We start from the raw sequence: 19360 nt of genomic DNA, 5'->3' as shown, positions 1-19360 counted from the left end.
CCCCCGCGGGCAGGCGCCGGACCTCGTCCTCGTCCGTCGGCTTCCGCTCGGTGGCCGTGCCGTCGGCGCGGGTCCTGGTCCCGGGACGAGGACCCGGGCCTCCCGCGGTACCCGCCTCGGCGCCTACCGCCGTGCCTCGCGCCGCTCCTGCCGCCGTACCTCGCGCCGCTCCTGCCGCCGTGCCTCCCGCAACGCTCCCCCGAGCCGCCGCAGCCCCTCCGCGATCTCGTCCGGCGTCTGCGTGACGAAGCACAGCCGCAGGGTGGCGCGGTCGGGCTCGCCTGCGTGGAAGGGGGCGCCGGGGACGTACGCCACGTCGTGCCGGACCACCTCGGGGAGCAGGGCGGTGGTGTCGTAGCGCTCCGGCAGGCGCGCCCACAGGAACATGCCGCCCTCGGGACGCGTCCACACCGATCCCTCCGGCAGCGCGTCCGCCAGGCCCGCGAGCATGGCGTCCCGGCGCGCTCCGTAGGCCGCGGCGACGCGCGCGACGTGGGCGTCCAGGTCGCGGTCGGCGAGGTAGCGGGCGGCGGCGAGCTGGTTGACGGTCGGGGTGTGCAGGTCGGCGGCCTGCTTGGCGACCGCGCAGGCCCGGCGCAGTCCGTCGGGCGCCCGCAGCCAGCCCAGGCGCAGGCCGGGTGCCATGACCTTGGAGAAGGAGCCCAGCAGCACGGTCCGGTCCCGGGCGCCGTCGTACGACGCGATCCACGGCACCCGCTCGCCCTCGAAGCGCAGCTCGCCGTACGGGTCGTCCTCGACGATCCACAGCCCGCACCGGCCGGCGACCTCGGCCACGGCGGCACGGCGGGCGGCGGGCAGGGTGCGCCCGGTCGGGTTCTGGAAGGTGGGGACGGTGTAGAGCAGCTTGGGGCGCTCGCGCACCACCAGCTCCTCCAGTGCCCCGGGGTCGATCCCGTCCTCGTCACCGGGCACGGCGACGACCCGGGCACCCGTGAAACCGAAGGCCTGGAGCGCGGCCAGGTAGCAGGGGCTCTCGACGAGGACGGTGTCGCCGGGTTCGAGCAGGGCGGTGGCGAGGAGCGACAGGGCCTGCTGCGAGCCGGTGGTGACGAGGAGGTCGTCCGGGCCGGTCGCCAGTCCGCGCGCCGAGGTGCGGGCGGCGAGCGCGGCCCGCAGGGTGGGCTCGCCCTCGGTGGTGGAGTACTGGAGCGCCCGCGCGGGCACCTCGGCGAGGACGTCCCGGTACGCGGCGGCGATGCCCTCCGCGTCGAACAGCTCCGGGGCCGGCAGCCCGCCCGCGAAGTTGATCACTTCGGGGCGGGCGGTGACGGCGAGGATGTCCCGTACGGGCGACCCGCCGATCGACCGGGCCCGCGCGGCGAGCGGCGGCAGCGGGGCCGACGGGGCGGATGGGGCCGGCGGGGTGGGTGAGGCAGGCGGGGCGGCCACGTTCTCAGTCACGGTCATGCCCGCACCCTAGGGAAGTACGTGCCGTCTACAAGAGACTTTCCGCGATCCGGACACCCCTGCGGATGGCGGCCGTCAGGCCTTGACGCCCAGCCCGCCGTACACGTTGATGTCGGCGTCCGTGACGTCGTTGATGTCCTTGTACCGGACCTTCTCGATGTCGTCGAGGCCGGCCAGGTACGACGCCTCGGGCTGCTCGGGCACCGGGGCCGCGTGGTCCGGACGCCAGTGGTGCACCGGGACGACACCCGGCTCGGCGACCTCCAGCCCGGTCTCCGTGAAGAAGCGCTCGACGTCCTCGCGGGAGCGCAGCACGAAGGTGAAGCCCCGCTCGGTGTACGTCCGCTGGACCGCGCGGATGTTCTCCGGGTTGAGGTCCTCGGTGAGGTGGCTGAGGACGAGCCGGCTGCCGGCGGGCAGCGCGTCCATCAGCCCGCGGACGATCGGGTACGCATCCTCGTCCTCGACGAAGTGCAGGATGGCGACGAGGCAGAGCGCGACGGGCCGGCTGAGGTCGAGGGTCCGCGACGCCTGTTCGAGGATCTGTGCCGGGTTCTTCAGATCGGCGTCGATGTAGTCCGTACGTCCCTCGGGACCACTGGTCAGCAGGGCCCGGGCGTGGGCGAGGACGACCGGGTCGTTGTCGACGTAGACCACCCGCGACTCGGGGGCGGTGCGCTGGGCTATCTGGTGGACGTTCTCGGCGGTCGGCAGGCCGGTGCCGATGTCGAGGAACTGGCGGATGCCGTGCTCCTCGACCAGCGTGGTGACCGCCCGGCGCAGGAAGTCCCGGTTGTGCCGTACGTCGAGGTAGCCGCGCGGGTTGGCGGCGAGCCCGGCGGCGGCCGCGTCGCGGTCCGCGGGGTAGTGGTCCTTGCCGCCGAGGAAGACGTCGTAGACGCGGGCCGGGTGCGCCTTGCTGCTGTCGATCCTCCTTCTCAGCTCCGCGGGGTCCTGGCTGAGGGCTTCACCGGGCATGGGCGTCTCCTGCGAGAGGGCGAACCGGAGTGTCGGCCAACAACCTAGCCCCCGCCCGGAATTGACGACGCACCGGTGCCCGCCCGCGCCCCGTCCGCGCCCCGCCCACCGCCTCAGTCGCCCTCGAAGAACTCCCAGGCGTCTCCGCCGAGGGGGTAGCCGTAGTAGGAGTTGTCCCGGGAGGCGCTGGTGCGGAACGGCTTGCCGTGGTCGTCGACCCGCATGATGCCGTGCCGGTCGCCGCTGGACCACTCCAGCTCCAGGTACCAGCTGACGTCGTGGCTGCTGGTGTGCGCGTGGACCCGGAACACCTCGAGGTCGTCCGCGGTGACGGTGTACGGGAAGTCCTTCTGTCCCCCGATCGGCACCGCCTCGGGGGTGCCCAGGTCGAGCGAGACGTCGAAGGCTTTGGGGTCCACCCCGCCGCCGCAGCCGACGCCCATCGTGTACTGCTTCCAGTCCAGCGGCGGCTTGCTGCTCACCACCCGGACGTGCAGGTCCTGGAGGACCACCGTCTCCGCGCCGGTGCCCTGCACGGTGAGGACGGCCGTCTGCTCGTTCGCGGAGACCGCACCGTACGTGGTGGCCCAGCCGACGGCCTCCCGCTGAGTGGGCGGCTGCAGCACGTTCTTCGGGCTGCGGTCGACCAGGAAGGAGTGTTCGCAGGGGACGCTCCAGTGGTACGGGTTGGTCAGCACGGCCGGCGCGGGGCCGGCGGCGGCTGCCCCGCGGCTGGGCGAGGCGGTGCCCGCACGCGACGGAGCGACGGACGGAGCCCCGGAGCGGGCCCCGGAGGGGGACCCGGACGGCGACGGGGAGAGGGACGGGGACGAGGACGCGCTGCCGCTCGGAGAGGCCGTCTCGGAGGCGCTCCCGGAGACCACCGAGGAGGACCGTGCCACGGCCCCGGCCGGTTGGCGACGGACGTCGTCGTCCGTGCCGGAGACGAGGTTCGCCACGAGCGCGACGGCGGCGCTGACGGCGACGACGCCGGTCGCGGCGTAGAACGCGGCGCGCGGGATCCGGCGGCGGGGCGGGTCGGGCCGGTCGAGCGCGGGCGGCGGATCGTGGGGCGTGGACCGTCCGTCCGACGTGGGGGTCTCGGGCGGTACGGGCGGTGTGCCCTGCGCCGCGCCGGGGACGGTGACGTGCGCCACAGCGGAGACGCCGGCCTCCTCCGCGACGGAGCCGGTGGACTTCTCCCGCTCCTCCGTCTCCTCCCCCTTCTCCGTCTCCTCGGCCTGCCTCTTCTCCCCGCTCTCCTCCTTCTTCACGCCGCGCAGGGCGTCCGCGCGGATCCAGCGGCGGTGGAGTTCGAGCAGCTCCTCCGGGGCCGCCCGGCATACGCGCGCGAGGCGTTCGACCGGGGCGAACTCGGTGGGCACGACCTCCCCGCTGACGTATCGGTGGAGGGTCGACGCACTCATGTGCAGCCGCTTGCCCAGGGCCCCGTAGCTGAGCCCGGACCGCTCTTTCAGTTCTCGCAGCAGTGCTGCGAAGTCGTCCCCCGCCACCCGTCTCTCCCTCTTTCCGTATCCCCGTACGGCATCCCAGAGGGACACCGTTCCCGCAGGTCAGAGCCGTTCCCGGCGTCCCAGTATCCCGCATCTCCAGGCATCACTGGCGACCGGGACGGCCCCGGGCCCAAGCTGTGGTCATCCAAGCAGCCCCTCCCGGTCAACGGTCGAGCGGCTCACCTCAACTCCACTCGAAGGAGCCCGTCATGTCCGCACGCATCACCCGTACCCGCCTGTTCGCCGCCACCACGGTCGCACTGGCCGCACTCTCCCTCACGGCCTGCGAGAGCGACGGATCCGACGCGAGCGCCCCGGCCGCCTCCACTTCCACCCCCGCGGCCGGGAGCAAGCAGCCGGCGCCCGACCAGGCCGGTTCGGGTGACGCGAAGGGCGACGCCGGCAAGGAGGGGTCCACGGGCTCGAACGGATCCGCCGGTTCCGCGGGTTCCGCCGGTTCGTCCGGCAACGACAAGGCGTCCGGCTCCAGCAGCGGCGGCGGATCCGGTTCTGGTTCTGGTTCTGGTTCTGGTTCCGGTTCCGGTTCTGGTGCGAGCGCCGGCAAGGGGTCCGACTCGGACGCTGTCGGACGGTGCTCCGCGTCCGACGTGCGGATCACCGCGGCGAACGCGCCCCGCCCGCTCAACCACATGCTGCTGACCGCCACCAACACCGGCTCGAAGACCTGCGCGCTGGCGCCGTACCCGGTGGTGCGGTTCGAGGGGGCCCAGTCGGTGCCGCCGGTCGCCGAGTCCAGCAAGCCGCAGGCGCTGACGACGCTGGCGCCCGGCGAGTCCGGTTACGCCGGTGTGCAGCTGTCGTCCGCCGACTCCACCGCCGAGAAGGGGACCGACGTGAGCGGCCTCACCATCCCCTTCGAGGACGGTTCCATCGCCACCGTCAAGCTGCCCTCCGGCAGCGTGTACATCGACAGCAGCCTGAAGGTCACCTACTGGCAGTCCAGCGTGAGCCACGCGCTGGACTACTGAAGGGGGCCTCGGACACGTGCCCACTGCCTGGCGGGCCGGCACAGGTCGTTCAGCGCAGCGTGCGAGCGACCTCGGTCGCCCAGTAGGTCAGGATGTTGCGCGCACCGGCCCGCTTGATGCCGGTGAGCGTCTCCAGGATGGCCCGGTCCCGGTCGATCCAGCCCTTCTCGGCGGCGGCCTCGATCATCGAGTACTCGCCGGAGATCTGGTAGGCGGCGACGGGCACGTCCACGGCCTCGGCGACCTTGGCCAGGATGTCGAGGTAGGGACCGGCCGGCTTGACCATCACCATGTCGGCACCCTCCGCCAGGTCCAGGGCCAGCTCCCGCATGGACTCCCGCACGTTGGCGGCGTCCTGCTGGTAGGTCTTCCGGTCCCCCTTCAGCGAGGACCCGACGGCCTCCCGGAAGGGCCCGTAGAAGGCGGAGGCGTACTTGGCCGTGTAGGCGAGGACGGCGACGTCCTCCCGCCCGATCTGGTCCAGGGCGTCGCGGATGACGCCGACCTGCCCGTCCATCATCCCGCTGGGGCCGACCACATGGGCGCCCGCGTCGGCCTGCACCTGCGCCATCTCGGCGTACCGCTCGAGGGTGGCGTCGTTGTCCACACGCCCCTCGGCGTCGAGCACACCGCAGTGCCCGTGGTCCGTGAACTCGTCGAGGCACAGGTCGGACATGACGAGCAGGTCGTCCCCGACCTCGGCCCGCACGTCGCGCAGGGCGACCTGGAGGATCCCGTCCGGGTCGGTACCGGCCGTCCCGAGCGCGTCCTTCTTCTCCTCCTCCGGCACGCCGAACAGCATGATCCCGGAGACACCGGCCCCGACCGCCTCCGCGGCGGCCTTCTTCAGCGTGTCCCGGGTGTGCTGCACGACCCCGGGCATCGCCGTGATCGGCACCGGCTCGCGCACGCCCTCGCGCACGAACGCGGGGAGGATGAGGTCGGCGGGGTGGAGCCGGGTCTCGGCGACCATCCGACGCATCACGGGGGTGGTCCGCAGCCGACGGGGCCGGGTGCCGGGGAAGGATCCGTACGTCGTCATACCACCTACGCTACGCCCGCGCCACCCGTGCCTTTGCCGACGCCGAGTCGGCCCGCCCCCGGCCGTTGCGCGGGAACCGGAGTGCTCGTTGAGCGCGGTGAACAGAGCCGAGGTGACCGTGTACCACTTCCTCATCGTCGAACTGCCGCTGTGGGCGGCCGCGCTTCTCATCCTCGGCGGCGTCCCGGTGGTCGCCGTCCTGCTGCAGGCGCTGATGCGCAGGCTCGTGCCGCCGCCCCGGGCCAAGGCCAACAACGACGTCGCGGGCTTCCTGGTGGCGGTCATCGGGGTGGTCTACGCCGTCACGATCGGGTTCTCCGTCGACGACCAGTGGGAGAACTTCGCCGAGGTCAGGCAGTACGCCGCCGAGGAGGCGTACATCGCCGCCGCGGTCGGCCGGGGCAGCGCCGTCATGGGCCCCGGCGACCGGCGCGAGGTCATCGAAGCGGTGGTGGCCTACAACCGCGCGGTCGTCGCGTGGTGGCCGAAGGACGTCGGCCTGAACAGGCCGAGCCCGGCCGAGCGGCGGGCGTTGCGGCACCTCTTCGACACGGTGGGGAAGCTGCGCCCCGTCAACGAGCCGCAGCGGGCGTACGTGGAGGTGGCGACGGACGAACTGGTGGCGGTGTCGGCGCTCAACGCGGACCGGCACCGCCGGGCCGGCACGGCGCACCTGAGTACGCCCATGTGGATCGCGGTCTGCCTGACCAGCGCGGTGATCCTGCTGTTCAGCCTGCTGTTCGGGCTGGAGTCCGCCTGGCTGCACTACGCGATGATCACCGGTGTGGCACTGGTCATCGGCGTCAACCTCTTCCTGGTCGTCCTCCTGGAGTTCCCGCTGACCGGGGCGCTCTCCGTATCCCCCGGCGCCTTCACCGAGGCGACGCGGGACCTGCTGCGGGAGCTGCCCGCTCCGCCAGCGCCCGGTTGAGGCAGAGCGCGGCGCTGACCAGCCCGAGGTGGGTGAACGCCTGGGGGAAGTTGCCGAGGTTGCGTCCGGTGCCGTCCATCTCCTCGGCGTACAGGCCCAGATGGTTGGCGTAGCTGTGCATCTTCTCGAAGAACAGCTGGGCGCGGTCCACCTCGCCGGCCTCGGTCAGGCACTGGATGAACCAGTACGAGCACATGGAGAACGTGCCCTCGGTGCCGCTCAGCCCGTCCGAGGAGCCGTCCCCGCTGCGGTACCGGTAGACGAGGGAGTCCTCCACCAGGGAGTCCTCGATCGCGCGCAGGGTGCTCAGCCACCGGGGGTCGACCGGGGAGATGAACCCCATGAGCGGCATGAGCAGGCTCGCCGCGTCGAGGGTGGTGGCGCCCCGGTGCTGGACGAACGCCCCCTGCCCCTCGTCCCAGAACGCCTTGTGGATCTCGGCGTGGATCTCGTCGCGGACCGCGGCCCACCGTTCGCGGGGCGCGGGCAGGGAGCGCCGCAGGGCGATGCGCAGCCCGCGGTCCAGGGCGACCCAGCACATCAGCCGGGCGTACAGGAACTCCTGGCGTCCGCCGCGGGTCTCCCAGATCCCCTCGTCGGCGAGCCGCCAGTTGTCGGTCACCCAGTTCACCGAGTCGCTCACCCGGGACCAGAGTTCGTGGGAGACCGCTTCCACGTGCTCGTCGTACAGGTCCACGAGGTGCAGCAGTTCGCCGTAGATGTCGAGCTGGAGCTGGTCGTAGGCGCCGTTGCCGACACGGACCGGGCTCGATCCCTCGTAGCCGCTCAGGTCCGGCAGGATCTCCTCGGTCAGTTCGTGGCGGCCGTCGATGCCGTACATGATCTGCAGCCGCCCCGGTTCGGTGCTCTCCCGGTAGCGCTGCTCCACCCACCGTACGAACGCGCGGGCCTCGTCGTGGAAGCCGAGCTGGATGAACGCGGCGGCGGTGAACGAGCCGTCCCTGATCCAGGTGTAGCGGTAGTCCCAGTTGCGTTCGCCGCCGACCAGCTCCGGCAGGCCGAAGGTGGCCGCCGCGGCGATCGATCCGTGGCGGACGGAGGTGAGCAGCTTCATCGCCAGCGCCGAGCGGGACACCTCCTCCTGCCAGCGGCCCCGGTACGTCGAACTGCTCAGCCACTCGTGCCAGAAGGCGTGGGTGTGCCGGAGCGCCCGTTCGGCCCACCGGGGGCCGGACGCCGGGCTGTGCTCGCCCGGCGGGACGGCTTCGAGGACGAAGTCCATCGTCTCGTCCGGCCCCAGCTCGAACTCGGCGACCACGTCGTCGCCCACCACCCGCAGTTCCACCGGGCTCTGCAGCCGCAGGGCCACCGCGCCCTCGGCTCCCGTCCCGCTCTCCGGTACGAAGAACACCTCGCCGGGGTGCTGCTCGATCCGGTGCGGCAGCCTGGCGTAGTCGAAGCGGGGCGCGCAGCACAGCCGGAACCGGAAGGTGCCCCGCACCCCCTTCACCCGGCGGACGACCGCGTGCGTGTGGCGGATCGAGCCGACCGGCATGAAGTCGACGACCTCCCCGACCCCGTCCTCGGACAGGAACCGGGTCAGCAGGATGTTGGTGTCGGGCAGGTAGAGCTGCTTGAGGCGGGCGCCCTCGACGGCCGGGCCGATCCGGAAACTGCCGCCTCGGGCGTCGTCGAGCAGCGCGCCGAACACCGTGGGCGAGTCGATGTCGGGCAGGCACAGGAAGTCCAGGGAGCCGTCGAGGGCCACCAGGGCCACGGTGCGCAGGTCGCCGATCACGCCGTAGTCCTCGATCGGTCGGTAACTCATGGCAGTGCTGCTCCCTCGGTCGCGGAGGTCATGGCGGGCGTGCTCACCGTCCGATGAGGGCGCGCAGGTGCTCGCGCGCCTTCTTGGCGTACGTCAGCGGGTGCGCCTTCGCCGGGTCCTGTTCGGCCTCGACGACGAGCCACCCCCGGTACCCGGCGTCCGCGAGGGCGCGGAGCACGGGCCCGAAGTCGATCGTCCCGTCACCGGGCACGGTGAAGATCCCGGCGAGTACGGCGTCGTGGAAACTGGGGTCCTCGCGCCGGAAGTACTCCAGGACGTCGGCGCGTACGTCCTTGAGGTGCACGTGGGCGATCCGCCGGGCGTGGCCGCGGGCCAGGTCGAGCGGGTCGTCGCCGGCCAGGGTGAGGTGGCCGGTGTCCAGCAGCAGGTGCACCAGGTCCGGGTCGGTGCCCGCGAGCAGGCGGTCCACCTCGGCCCGGGACTGCACGCCGGTGCCCATGTGGTGGTGGTAGCACAGGAGCATGCCGCGGCCGGCCGCCATCCGTCCCAGTTCGTCGAGGCCGGTCAGCAGCGCGTCCCAGGCCGCGTCGTCGAACACCGGCTTGTTCGCGGCCAGGGCGACCGCCTGCTGGTGCACGGCGTGGCCGAGTTCCGCCACGACGACCCGGTCGCCGCCGACCGCCTGGATGAAGTCCAGCTGGTCGCGGAAGCCGGCGAGGGTGCGCTCCCGCATGTCGCGCACGGTGAAGTAGGTGCTCGCCCAGGGTTCGGACACCCGCAGGCCGCGCAGGTCCAGCGCCCGCGACAGGGCCCGCGGGTCGGCGGGGAACTTGTGGCCGACGCTGCAGCCCTCGAAGCCGGCCAGCGCGATCTCGCTGACGCACTGCTCGAAGGGGATGTCCGCCCCGATGGTGGGGAAGTCGTCGTTGGTCCAGCAGGTGGGGGTGATACCGAGGGAGACGGCGCCGGGCGCGAACATCAGGCGCCCCGGCCCGGCACGGCCCCACCGGACGCGGACCCGCCGGACGCGGACCCACCGGACGCGGACCCACCGGACGCGGACCGGCCTCCGGCGGACCGGCCTCCGGTCCGGCCGGTGATGTGCCGGGCCGCCTTCAGCGCCAGCGCGACGCTGGTCAGCGTGGGGTTGCTCGCCGTGCCGCGCGGGATGACGTTGTTGCCGCCCAGGTAGAGGTTGTCGACGCCCCACACCCTGGAGTCGGTGTCCACGACGCTGGTCTCGGGGTCGTCGCCCATCCGGGTCGTGCCGGTGACGTGCAGTCCGAGACCGGGCTCGACGAACTGCGGTTCGGAGCCCGGCAGGAAGCCGCCGAGGGTGCTCGCCGCGCGCAGCATGTCCCGCATCATCGCGTGCTGGTTGACCCGGTCCTGCTCGCTGAGGCTGAAGACGAAGGTGGGCTGCGGCATGCCGTGCGCGTCCTGGTGCCGGTCCGAGAACTCGATCCGGTTGTCGAACCGGGGCTCGGCGATCCCGAACCAGCGCAGGTCCACGATGAGCCGGCCGTCGACGTTCGGCGCGATGTCGCCGTAGTGGAAGGCGTCGCGGTGGATCTGGCAGTGCCACGGCCGTCCCTCCGACACCGGGATCCACACCTGGGGTTCCGGGTCGCTCCGCGGGATGGGCACGGGGTCCTGCGGGGCGGACGCGCGGTGCTCGCGCACGACGTCGTCGAAGCGCGGGTCGGCGGCGACCGAGTCGACCAGTTCCTGGCTCAGCACGATCTGGCAGAAGGAGATCGGCTGTTCGCTCAGGTAGCGGCCGAGCGCCTCCGGGCGGATCCGCGACGCGTACAGCAGCTGCGGGGTGAGGTAGGCGTTGCCCGCCACCACGAAGGTCTCCGCCTCCACCCGCAGGGTCCGCCAGCGCCGCAGGTCGCGGATCTCGGCGTACTCCACGCGGCTGCCGTCGGCGCTGCGCACCAGGCGGGTGCAGAGGTGCTCGGGGTGCAGTTCGAACCGGTCGTGGCCGCCGTCGGCCAGCGGGCCGAGGACGGTGTCCGCGCCGCTCCAGTGGACGAACTCGGGGTTGTCCTCGCGGCGTTCCACGGCGAGCGGCAGGTTCTGCACCTGGTAGGGCTCCTGGAGCTCCCCGTACTCCTTGGCCAGCGCCCCGCGCACCAGCCGCTGCCGCACCGAGCCGGCGTAGGCGTCGGTACGGGTGTGCAGGAGCTGTTCGCCGTCCCGGTAGAGGGAGTCCCACTCGTCGCCGGTCAGCAGGTCCGAACGCTCGATGACGGGGTGGTGCCGGGGTGTGGCGCAGGTCCAGTGGGTCGCCATGCCGCCCACGCCGTAGGTCGCGGCGGCGGCGCCGAGGTTGACGGCCGGGTCCTGGTCGGGGTTCTGGTTGTTCAGTACGAAGCCGTCGTACTTCTTGAGGTCGATCCGGAAGGCGGCCGGGTCCAGGGTCACCTCGGCCTTGTCGCTCGACGGGATCGACAGCAGGCTCAGATGGCCGCGGATCACGGGCGAGAACAGGTTGAGGTTGCGCTGGTAGAGGTAGGCGTTCTTGAGGTGCTCCCCGGGCCGGTCCGACAGCTGGGCCCCGGCGTCGATCATGTAGACGTGCCGGCCGGCCGCCACGAGCTCGCGGGCGAAGGCGCATCCGACGGGTCCGGAGCCGACGACGAGGGTGTCGACCCGGACGGTGTTCTGTGCCACTGCGTTCTCCTGCTGGTGAGGGCTGCCCGGAGCGAGGCAGCGGGTGTTTCCGATGCGGCGGGGCGGAGCCGGGGGGCTTCGGTCAGCCGTCTCCGCCGGGCGGGGCCATGACCGGACCGGGCACCCCGAAGGCGTTGGTGAACAGGCACACCTTGGGGTCCGGGATCTCGTAGTAGCCCACCGTGTCGTAGGCGGTGGTGGCGAAGTCCAGGCGGCCGTCGCCGTCGAAGTCGGCCACGGCGATGCGTGCCGTGGAGTCCGTGCTCACCTGCTTCTCGACGAGCACGTTGCCCGACGCGTCGAACTTGAAGTAGAAGACGCCCTGTGCCGGGGCGGGCCCGCGCAGGCCGACCAGGAACTCGTCGTCCCCGTCGCCGTCGAAGTCCGCCACGACCACGTGGTGGCCGACGGCGTCGTGCGTCGCGTCCGGCGGGTCGAGGATCCGCAGTTGCCGGCGCTCCCAGGGCGTGTCGAAGGGCGCGACCGTGCCGGGCGGTCTGACGTAGACGCTGAGGGTGTTGCCGTGGAACGGCTCGACGGCGAGGATCACGGCGCAGGGCCGTCCGCCGATCCGGGCGACGCCGAGGTTCCCGCTCCCGCTGAAACGGTGCTCGGGGTTCTCCACGGACGCCTGCGGCGGCACGCCGTCGCCGATCTTCCTGACCTGCCAGCCGCCGCCCGGGCCGGAACCGGTTCCGGCGCCCAGCCAGCTGATCCCCTCCCCCGTGGCCAGCAGGAACGACTCCCGTTCCGGGTGGGGAGTACCGGGGAAGCGAGCGGCGACCACGCCGTGCACGATCGTGAAGTCGGCGGTATCGAGCGGCTGCCCCCGCCACTCGCCGGCGTGCGCCACCGGATCGTCCGGCACGTCGTAGAGCATGAGGCGGACGGCGGAGCCGACCCCTTCCGCCCCGCCCTGCGGCCCGACGACCGGAAGGGCGACCAGCTGGATGCGGCTGTCCGTCGTGAACCGCCCCAGCCGCACCCGGTGGCAGGCCACCAGGTCGGCGACGTGCGAGCGGGTCCAGGGCTCGTCCCAGCCGTCCGGGCCGGGGTTGCGCAGCCAGGAGATCACGCCGTCCCGCGGCCCGCAGTCGAACATGCAGTTGCCGTAGTCGTGGCAGAGGACGAGATCCGGCAGGCCGTCGCCGGTGAGGTCCGCCGCGTCCAGGGCGACCGGTTTGCGGTCGCCGAGGGAGACGATCGTCCGCTTGGTCCAGGACGGGTTCTGGTACCAGACGACCTGTCCGCGGGTGAGGCCGGAGGCGACGAGATCGGGACGCCCGTCACCGTCCACGTCGACGGCCCGCAGGAAGTACCCGTCCTGGGGATCGTCGTCGATCACCGACCGCCGGAACACGGGCTCGGCATGGTTCATGAATCCACTTCCCGGTCGCGAAGCCTCACCCGTCGACCGGGGCGCCGACGGGGACGCGCTCATACATACCGACCCGAACGGCGAGTAGACGCGGGCAGCGGAAATTCACCCTTTGTCCCCCCCTCCGCCCCTCGCTTGACCTCAAGTCCGATAGAGGTTCTACGGTCGCTCCCACCGCCACCGACCGAGGGAGTGACCGTGCAGTACTCGCACACCGACGCAGAGCTGATCCAGCAGCCCATCGGCTACTGGAGCTGGGCGGCCTACAAGGCCGTCGTCACCCGCACCCGGGCGGCCCTCGCCGAGATCGGCACGACCCAGCCCCAGTGGTGGGTCCTCAACCAGGTCGCCCGCGCGGACGCCCCGAAGACCCGCGACGAGGTGTCCCGCGTCCTGCGGAACTACCTCGACACGGGCCCGGAGGCGATGGAGTCGGAGATCGACGCGACCATCACGCAGGGCTGGATCACCGAGACCTCCGACGAGCACCACCTGACCCTCACCCCCGAAGGCAGGGCGTTCTACGACAAGGCGGCGGCCCTCCAGGGCGAGCTGTGGACGGAACGCCACGCCGACATCTCCGACGACGAGTACCTGACCACCCTGAAGGTGCTCCAGCGCTTCATCCACAACACGGGCGGCAAGGCCTGGCACCACTAGGGCGCGGTCACAGACCCGACCGGCGGCCACGGCACGTCGGCCAGCAGTGGAATCAGCGCCTCCTCCTCGTGGTCGAGGTGCGCGTTCAGCTCCGCCGACATCGCCTCCAGCTCGGCACGGAAGCGCTGCGGATCGGCGATGGTGACGCCGGCCAGCAGCGCCGCCAGCTCACCCTGGATACGGGCGACCGTGCGGTGCTCGTCACCGAGCCGCCCGAAGACGTCGGCCAGGTGGGGGTGCTGGCGGGCGATCCCCGGGAACAAGTGGCCGTCCTCACTGGCGTGGTGGAACTCCAGCGCCTGGCAGAACGCGAGACAGCGCTGCCGTATCTGAAGCCCGAGCCCCGGCAGGACCGGCGGCGCACCGGGCCCCTGCCGCGCGGCCCGCGCCGCGAAGTGGGCCTCGGCCTCCGCCCGCACCTGATGCAGCTGGCCCCGCAGCCAGGTGTGCACCTCCATGAGCTTGTCGGCGAGCGTCCGGATCTCGCGGGGCGCCTCCCACCCCTCGGGCTCGGCCCGTTCCAGCACCACGACCGGCAGCAGCCGTTCGGTCCCCGCCTGGTAGTCGCCGTACCCGGGCGCCGCCCGTACGACGTGCGCGAACAGCTCCTCGCGCCGGTCCCCCTCGGCGGGCACGGCGAGGGCCTCGAAGGACCGGTCACCGACCTCCACCCGGACCACGGGGCGGGCGAGCAGGTTGTGGTACCAGCCGGGGTGCCGGGGGCCGCCGAGGTTGGACCCGACGACCAGGAGGGTGTCCCCGTGGCGGACGTACCCGAGCGGGGTGGTGCGCGAGGCTCCCGAACGGGCGCCGGTGGTCGTCAGCAGGAGCAGGTCACTGCCCTCGAAGGGGCCGCCGACCTTCCCCTCGTTGGCGCGGAACTCGTCGATGACGGACTGGTTGAAGGACGTGGGCATACGTATCTGTGTCTCCATGACGGCAGACCGCCGCGTGCGGTGCGCGCGCGTGCATGCGTGCGTGCGGCACGGTGCCGGAAGGTGGGAAGAGAGAGAAGGACGACGACGTGCGAACGCGCTACGTCACGTCAGGGCGCGGAGCAGGAACTCATCACGTACCCCTTGCATGAAGGGCGCTCGCCCGATCGCCGGCCGGCCCACTGCTCTTTGACCGGCGCCACGCGGCACCGCCCTCATTACACGCACCCACCCGCCGGGCTGTCAACGTCCCTCGGTCCGGGCCGCCGGCACACTGACCCTGGCTGCCGATGGCGTACTTCGACCGGCAGCCGCGCCGGAGCTACGTTCCGGCCGTGGGGTCTTCGTCGGCCACCGCACCCAGGGCCGCCGCCCGGGAGGCCAGGTCGCGCAGCGCCTCGAGGTGGGCGAGAAGGGCCCGGCGGCCTTCCGGACTCAGCCGCAGCCAGGTGCGCGGGCGCTTGCCCACGTATCCCTTGCGCACCTCGATGTACTGGGCGGCCTCCAGAGCGCTGACCACCTTGCTCAGCACCGAGTCCGAGACATGACATCCCTCCCGCACGGCACGGAACTCGGCCTCGGCGCACCCGGAGAGAAACGCCATGACCGTCAGCCGGGTGGGGTGGTGGATGCGCTCGTCCAGTGCGGGCTGCGCTCTTTCCTCGCCCTTCACGACCGCTGGTCCCCCACGCGCTCCCGGGTCAGCAGCCACCGGTTGGCCAGGCCTCCGCCGACGGCGCCGTGAGCGGGGGTGTCGTGCATCGGGGCCTCCAGGGCATCGGGATCGACATCTGATTGCAATACTTGCATTTACTTTCCACACTGGCAAGTGTTAGTTTTCGGGGAAAGAACAGGCCGACACGGCAGGGCGATATCCACCCTCGGGCTGGAAGCGCCATCCGGGGTACGCGTCATCCGGGCCGTGTCACGACGTTCGACCGTGTTCACGACGTTCGACCGCGTCACGACGTCCGGGCTGCGGCGCGCAGTCCACGACGCTTCAATTCCTGGGGGAAGTTGATGACTTTGCAGGAGACGGCGCCGGAGGCCGGCCACGCCTCCACACCGCAGCCGGCGATCCGCGTCAGCGGGCTGCGGATGCGCTACGGCACCCGCGATGTGCTGAGCGGGCTCGATCTGGAGGTGAGCAGGGGCGAGCTGTTCGCCCTGCTCGGCCCCAACGGCGCGGGAAAGAGCACCACGATCGAGATACTCGAGGGCTACCGCGCCCGCTCCGGCGGCGACGCCGAGGTCCTGGGGCACGACCCCGGGCACGAGGACGCCGCGTGGCGGGGCCGCCTGGGCATCGTCCTCCAGGCCAGCCGCGACCACGGCCGCTGGCGGGTCGGCGACCTGCTGGGCCACTTCGCCCGTTTCTACCCGCGCGCCTTCGAACCGGCCGAACTGATCCGGCTGGTGGGCCTCACGGCACAGACCACCCAGCAGGTGAGCACCCTCTCCGGCGGCCAGCGGCGACGCCTCGACGTCGCCCTGGGCATCGTCGGCCGGCCGGAACTGCTCTTCCTCGACGAACCGACCACCGGTTTCGACCCCGAAGCACGCCGCGACTTCCACGACCTCATTCGGGGGCTGCGCGACAACCTCGGTACGACGATGCTGCTCACCACCCACGACATGAGCGAGGCCCAGCAGCTGGCCGACCGCATCGGCATCCTGCAGCACGGCCGCATCACCGCCTGCGGCACCCTCGCCGAACTCTCCGCCGCCGCCAGGACCCGTTCCGAGGTCCTCTGGACAGACCCGGAGGGCCTGCCCCAGCGACGGCTCACCGCGGACCCGTCGAAGGTCGTCTGGGAACTGCACCAGCAGTTCCAGGGGCCGATCCCCGACCTGGAGGTACGCCGCCCCACGCTGGAGGACACCTACCTGCGCATGATCGCGGAGGACGGGGCGTCGGCGGAGGGCGCCGCGGGAGAACACGGGTCGGACACCGCCGAACCGTCCGCCGCTCGCCACGAGGAGTCCGCCGCGTGAACCTCTACCGACTCGGTCTGTCCCGCGGCGCCATCGAACTGCGTCAGGTACTGCGCAGCCGCAAGGACATCTACTCGTACCTCTCGACTCCGCTGCTGTTCCTCGCCGTCTCCTACTGGCAGTCGCGGGACGGCGACGACGCCACCGCGCAGCTCTCCCTGGCCGGCGGCATGGCCTCCACCATCTTCATGTTCGGCCTGCTGACCGTCCCGCAGTTCCTCTTCGGGGACCGCGAGGACGGCACACTGCTGCGCCTGCGCGGCGTACCGGGCGCGATGACCGTCTACCTGACCGGGAAGACCCTCTTCGTCCTCGTGAACATCGCGGTGTCCATCGCGCTGTTGCTGGTGGGCGGTTGGGCGCTTCTGGGGGCCGGACTCCCCGACACGCCCCAGCGCTGGCTCACGCTCCTGTGGGTCGTCACCCTCGGCATCCTGGCCGTCGTACCGATCGGGGCGGCCATCGGGTCGCTGCTGCCCGCCGCCCGGGAGGCGCTCGGCATCTACATGCTGCCCATGATGGGCCTGATGATCACTTCCGGCACGTTCTTCCCGCTGCGCGAACTGCCCGAGTGGCTGCAGAACCTGGTGTCCGTCTTCCCGCTGCGCTGGATCGCTCAGGGACTTCGTTCCACCCTGCTGCCCGACAGCGCCCAGGCACTCGAGGTGTCCGGCGCGTGGCAGCACCTGACCATCGGGGGCGTGCTCGCGCTGTGGGCCGTCGCCGGGCTCGTACTGGCTCCGCGGCTGCTCCAGCGGATGACCCGCCGCGAGTCCGGAAGCCGGCTCTCCACGCGCGAGCAGCAGCGCATGGCCAAGACGGCGTACTGACCGTGTTCCCCGCCGTGTTCGTCCACGACGCACGGCACCCGGACAGCTTGCAGGCCTCGGCCCGGTGCTCTCGGCCCGGCGCTCCGCGTGTCGCCGCGGGAGCGCGGGCCGGGGCCTGAGTCCCCCCGTCCGGTCGCGCCCCGGACTGGCCGGCCGTTGTCGCGTCGCGGATCTTCATGCGTTCCCCCGTTCGAAGCCGGTCCCCGGGGTGCGCGGACTGCACCGCCGGCGGCGTCCGCCGGAGCGCGCCCTCCCGGAAATCTCCCTTCGGATACGGACACCGCCCTGCGGCCCTCCCGGAGCAGCGCCCACAGGACGTTGACCACAGCCGTGCCCGAGCGGTCCGCCGCCGAGGCGGCCGTCAGCGGTAGGCGGCGAGGAACGCGCGGACGCCGGCGGTGGCGCAGTGGTCGAGATCGGCCTCGGTGTGCTGGAGGCTGCCGTGGAACATCGCCTTGTTCACGGGGATCCACAGCAGCAGGCCGGAGAAGTGGTTGGCGGCCAGGAGCGGTTCGTCGCACCGGAGCAGCCCCTGGCCGGTCAGGCGCTGGAAGGTGGCCGCCAGCGTGGCCAGAACCCGTTCGAAGCCCTGCTCGTACCACCTGGCGCCGAGGTCGGGGAAGGCGTCGGCGTTGGCGATGACCAGACGCCTCAGCTGAAGGACCTGGGGCCGGGTGAGGGCGGCCAGGAACTGGCGGGCGAGGCGGGTCAGGTTCGCTTCCAGGGCATCGGCGTCGGCCGGGATGTCGGCCACCAGGTCGACCATGCCGTCGATCCGGTCGGTGGTGGCGAGGACGATGTCGGCGAACAGCTTCTCCTTGTCGGAGAAGTGCTTGTAGACGGTCTGCTTCGACACCGCGGCCATCTTCGCGATGTCGTCCATGCTCGTGCCCGAGTAGCCCTTGGCCATGAACGCCTCGGTCGCGGCCTCCATGATCGCCTGGCGTTTGCGTGCCGACCGGCCCTGCTCGTTCACTTCCATGCCGCCTCCCACACTCAGTACTGGACAGTCCAGTTCTTCTGTGAGTACTGTACCGTCCAGTCCCGACGGGTACCACACCGTCCAGTTCTGGCTTTGGCCTCTCCCGACCGAGGAAGACACCCCATGACCCAGACGATCCCCACCCCGATCACCGTGTCCGCCCCGGCCCGGCCGGCGGCACGATCCCTGCCGGCCGGTGCCATCGGGGCAGGCCCGCTCTTCCTGGGCGCGGGCCTGGCGCAGGGCCTCACCCGCGAGGGCTTCGACTTCACCCGTCACGCCCTCAGCCAGCTCAGCCTCGGAGACCTCGGCTGGATCCAGGTCACCGCCTTCGTCCTCACGGGCACCGCGGTCATCACCGGCGCGGTGGGCATACGCCGAGCGCTGCACGGTCAGCCCGGCGGCACCTGGGCGCCACGGCTGATCGGTGCTTTCGGCGCTTCCTTCCTGCTCGCCGGGGCCTTCGCCGCCGACCCGGGCGCCGGCTTCCCCGCCGACGCCCCCGAAGCCCGCGCCGCCTCCCTGAGCTGGCACGGCGCCGTGCACATGCTCAGCGGCATGGTGGGCTACCTGGCGCTGTGCGCCGCCTTCCTCGTACTGGCCCGCACGTTCGCCGCCCAGCGCCGCCGCGGGTGGGCTGTCGCCTGTCGCCTGGTACCCGTGGGAGTCCTCGCCGGCTTCGCGGCCTCCTCCGCCACCGTCCTGGCGTTCACCGCCGGAGCCGGTCTCGGCCTCCTCTGGCTCACCGCGGTCACCGTCCGGCTGAGGGCCACGGAGCGGTCGGCGTAGCGGCACCGCGCCTCTTCGCCGGTCCGTACCGGTGAAGGTGACATCCCGGAATCACTCGGCACGGACGGAGAGGACCACCGGCATGACGGAACCGGTGAAGGGCCCTGCCGGCTACTTCCCTTCCATCGAGAAGAAGTACGGCCACCCGATCGCGCACTGGCAGGACCTCATCCGGTCCTCGCCCCTGACCAAGCACATGGAGCTCGTCTCCTGGCTCAAGGCCGAGCACGGCCTGGGCCACGGCCACGCCAACGCGCTCGTCGCGCACACCCTCGCCGAGGACAGCGGAAAATGAACCGCGCGTGACCCGCGGACAGGGGGACGGGCCGGCTGCCTCTCGCGGAATCACCCGCGGAAGGCCGCAGCGAAACACCGGTGGCGGGGGGGGGGGGGGGGGGGGGGGGGGGGGGGGGGGGGGGGGGGGGCTGCTCGCCGCCGACCTGGCGACCCCCCCCCCCTCCTCCCCTGGCCCACCACGCC

18 protein-coding genes are annotated in these 19360 nt (G+C 72.0%); 7 read left to right on the top strand and 11 right to left on the bottom strand.

Translation table 11 applies throughout. The annotated features are described in order from the left end of the window. Window positions 1–123 precede the first annotated feature (123 nt). From ACZ7G3_RS33835 to ACZ7G3_RS33825, 3 genes are all read right to left on the bottom strand, one after another. Entirely contained in the window at window positions 124–1428 is a 1305-nt protein-coding gene (locus ACZ7G3_RS33835; RefSeq protein WP_470930331.1) for an aminotransferase-like domain-containing protein, read from the bottom strand. 75 nt (window positions 1429–1503) lie between these two features. Continuing rightward, complete coding sequence (locus tag ACZ7G3_RS33830) at window positions 1504–2406, bottom strand: SAM-dependent methyltransferase (RefSeq protein ID WP_426602909.1); 903 nt, start codon at window positions 2404–2406, stop codon at window positions 1504–1506. A gap of 113 nt (window positions 2407–2519) precedes the next feature. Continuing rightward, on the bottom strand, window positions 2520–3920 hold the full coding sequence (locus ACZ7G3_RS33825) for a helix-turn-helix domain-containing protein (protein ID WP_470930329.1): 1401 nt from the start codon (window positions 3918–3920) through the stop codon (window positions 2520–2522). 209 nt (window positions 3921–4129) lie between these two features. Here ACZ7G3_RS33825 and ACZ7G3_RS33820 point away from each other — a divergent pair, with 209 nt between their 5' ends. After that, complete coding sequence (locus tag ACZ7G3_RS33820; RefSeq protein ID WP_470930327.1) at window positions 4130–4909, top strand: DUF4232 domain-containing protein; 780 nt, start codon at window positions 4130–4132, stop codon at window positions 4907–4909. Between the two features lie 49 nt (window positions 4910–4958). On the opposite strand, the gene hemB is transcribed toward ACZ7G3_RS33820, so the two are convergent. Next, the gene (gene hemB, locus ACZ7G3_RS33815; protein WP_470930325.1) at window positions 4959–5951 is read right to left on the bottom strand and encodes a porphobilinogen synthase; all 993 of its coding nucleotides are present in this window, start codon (window positions 5949–5951) and stop codon (window positions 4959–4961) included. Between the two features lie 97 nt (window positions 5952–6048). Between hemB and ACZ7G3_RS33810 the strand changes: the two genes are divergently transcribed. Continuing rightward, window positions 6049–6882, top strand: coding sequence for a bestrophin-like domain (locus tag ACZ7G3_RS33810; RefSeq protein ID WP_470930359.1), 834 nt, complete (start codon window positions 6049–6051; stop codon window positions 6880–6882). Here the strand turns inward: ACZ7G3_RS33810 and ACZ7G3_RS33805 are convergent. The 4 genes from ACZ7G3_RS33805 to ACZ7G3_RS33790 all read right to left on the bottom strand — a co-directional run bounded on the left by ACZ7G3_RS33805 (window position 6824) and on the right by ACZ7G3_RS33790 (window position 12689). After that, complete coding sequence (locus ACZ7G3_RS33805; RefSeq protein WP_470930323.1) at window positions 6824–8671, bottom strand: glycoside hydrolase family 15 protein; 1848 nt, start codon at window positions 8669–8671, stop codon at window positions 6824–6826. The two genes, ACZ7G3_RS33810 and ACZ7G3_RS33805, sit on opposite strands and share 59 nt — an antisense overlap. Before the next feature lie 43 nt (window positions 8672–8714). Continuing rightward, window positions 8715–9611 carry a myo-inosose-2 dehydratase gene (gene iolE / locus ACZ7G3_RS33800; protein ID WP_470930321.1) on the bottom strand — a complete coding sequence of 299 codons (897 nt, stop codon included), beginning with the start codon at window positions 9609–9611 and terminating at the stop codon, window positions 8715–8717. Beyond that, window positions 9611–11311 (bottom strand): pyranose oxidase, encoded by a 1701-nt coding sequence (locus tag ACZ7G3_RS33795; protein WP_470930319.1) that lies wholly within the window; start codon window positions 11309–11311, stop codon window positions 9611–9613. The genes iolE and ACZ7G3_RS33795 overlap by 1 nt, the downstream gene beginning before the upstream one ends. Window positions 11312–11393: 82 nt before the next feature. After that, window positions 11394–12689 carry an FG-GAP repeat domain-containing protein gene (locus tag ACZ7G3_RS33790; protein ID WP_470930317.1) on the bottom strand — a complete coding sequence of 432 codons (1296 nt, stop codon included), beginning with the start codon at window positions 12687–12689 and terminating at the stop codon, window positions 11394–11396. A 198-nt stretch (window positions 12690–12887) separates the two neighbouring features. Here ACZ7G3_RS33790 and ACZ7G3_RS33785 point away from each other — a divergent pair, with 198 nt between their 5' ends. Further along, a complete protein-coding gene (locus tag ACZ7G3_RS33785; RefSeq protein WP_470930315.1) occupies window positions 12888–13349 on the top strand; it encodes a MarR family winged helix-turn-helix transcriptional regulator in 462 nt (153 codons plus the stop codon). Here ACZ7G3_RS33785 and ACZ7G3_RS33780 read toward each other — a convergent pair. Together ACZ7G3_RS33780 and ACZ7G3_RS33775 are read right to left on the bottom strand one after the other, a co-directional pair. Continuing rightward, window positions 13346–14266 (bottom strand): nitroreductase/quinone reductase family protein, encoded by a 921-nt coding sequence (locus ACZ7G3_RS33780; protein WP_470930313.1) that lies wholly within the window; start codon window positions 14264–14266, stop codon window positions 13346–13348. The genes ACZ7G3_RS33785 and ACZ7G3_RS33780 overlap by 4 nt on opposite strands. Window positions 14267–14606: 340 nt before the next feature. Next, window positions 14607–14888 carry a transcriptional regulator gene (locus tag ACZ7G3_RS33775; protein WP_470930357.1) on the bottom strand — a complete coding sequence of 94 codons (282 nt, stop codon included), beginning with the start codon at window positions 14886–14888 and terminating at the stop codon, window positions 14607–14609. A 416-nt stretch (window positions 14889–15304) separates the two neighbouring features. On the opposite strand from ACZ7G3_RS33775, the gene ACZ7G3_RS33770 reads away from it, so the two are divergent. After that, a complete protein-coding gene (locus tag ACZ7G3_RS33770) occupies window positions 15305–16279 on the top strand; it encodes an ABC transporter ATP-binding protein (protein WP_470930311.1) in 975 nt (324 codons plus the stop codon). Further along, entirely contained in the window at window positions 16276–17109 is an 834-nt protein-coding gene (locus ACZ7G3_RS33765; RefSeq protein WP_470930309.1) for an ABC transporter permease, read from the top strand. Before ACZ7G3_RS33770 ends, ACZ7G3_RS33765 begins: the two co-directional genes overlap by 4 nt. Window positions 17110–17470: 361 nt before the next feature. Here ACZ7G3_RS33765 and ACZ7G3_RS33760 read toward each other — a convergent pair whose 3' ends face one another. Next, on the bottom strand, window positions 17471–18091 hold the full coding sequence (locus ACZ7G3_RS33760; protein WP_426602885.1) for a TetR/AcrR family transcriptional regulator: 621 nt from the start codon (window positions 18089–18091) through the stop codon (window positions 17471–17473). Between the two features lie 123 nt (window positions 18092–18214). Here ACZ7G3_RS33760 and ACZ7G3_RS33755 point away from each other — a divergent pair, with 123 nt between their 5' ends. Next, window positions 18215–18880, top strand: coding sequence for a DUF998 domain-containing protein (locus ACZ7G3_RS33755; RefSeq protein ID WP_470930307.1), 666 nt, complete (start codon window positions 18215–18217; stop codon window positions 18878–18880). Window positions 18881–18962: 82 nt separating this feature from the next. Further along, entirely contained in the window at window positions 18963–19175 is a 213-nt protein-coding gene (locus tag ACZ7G3_RS33750; protein ID WP_426602881.1) for a DUF4287 domain-containing protein, read from the top strand. Window positions 19176–19360: the final 185 nt, after the last annotated feature.

It is taken from the genome of Streptomyces sp. NPDC037271 (assembly GCF_055603605.1).
Note: the sequence above shows the minus strand (reverse complement) of the source record. Positions and strands in the feature narration are given on the sequence as shown.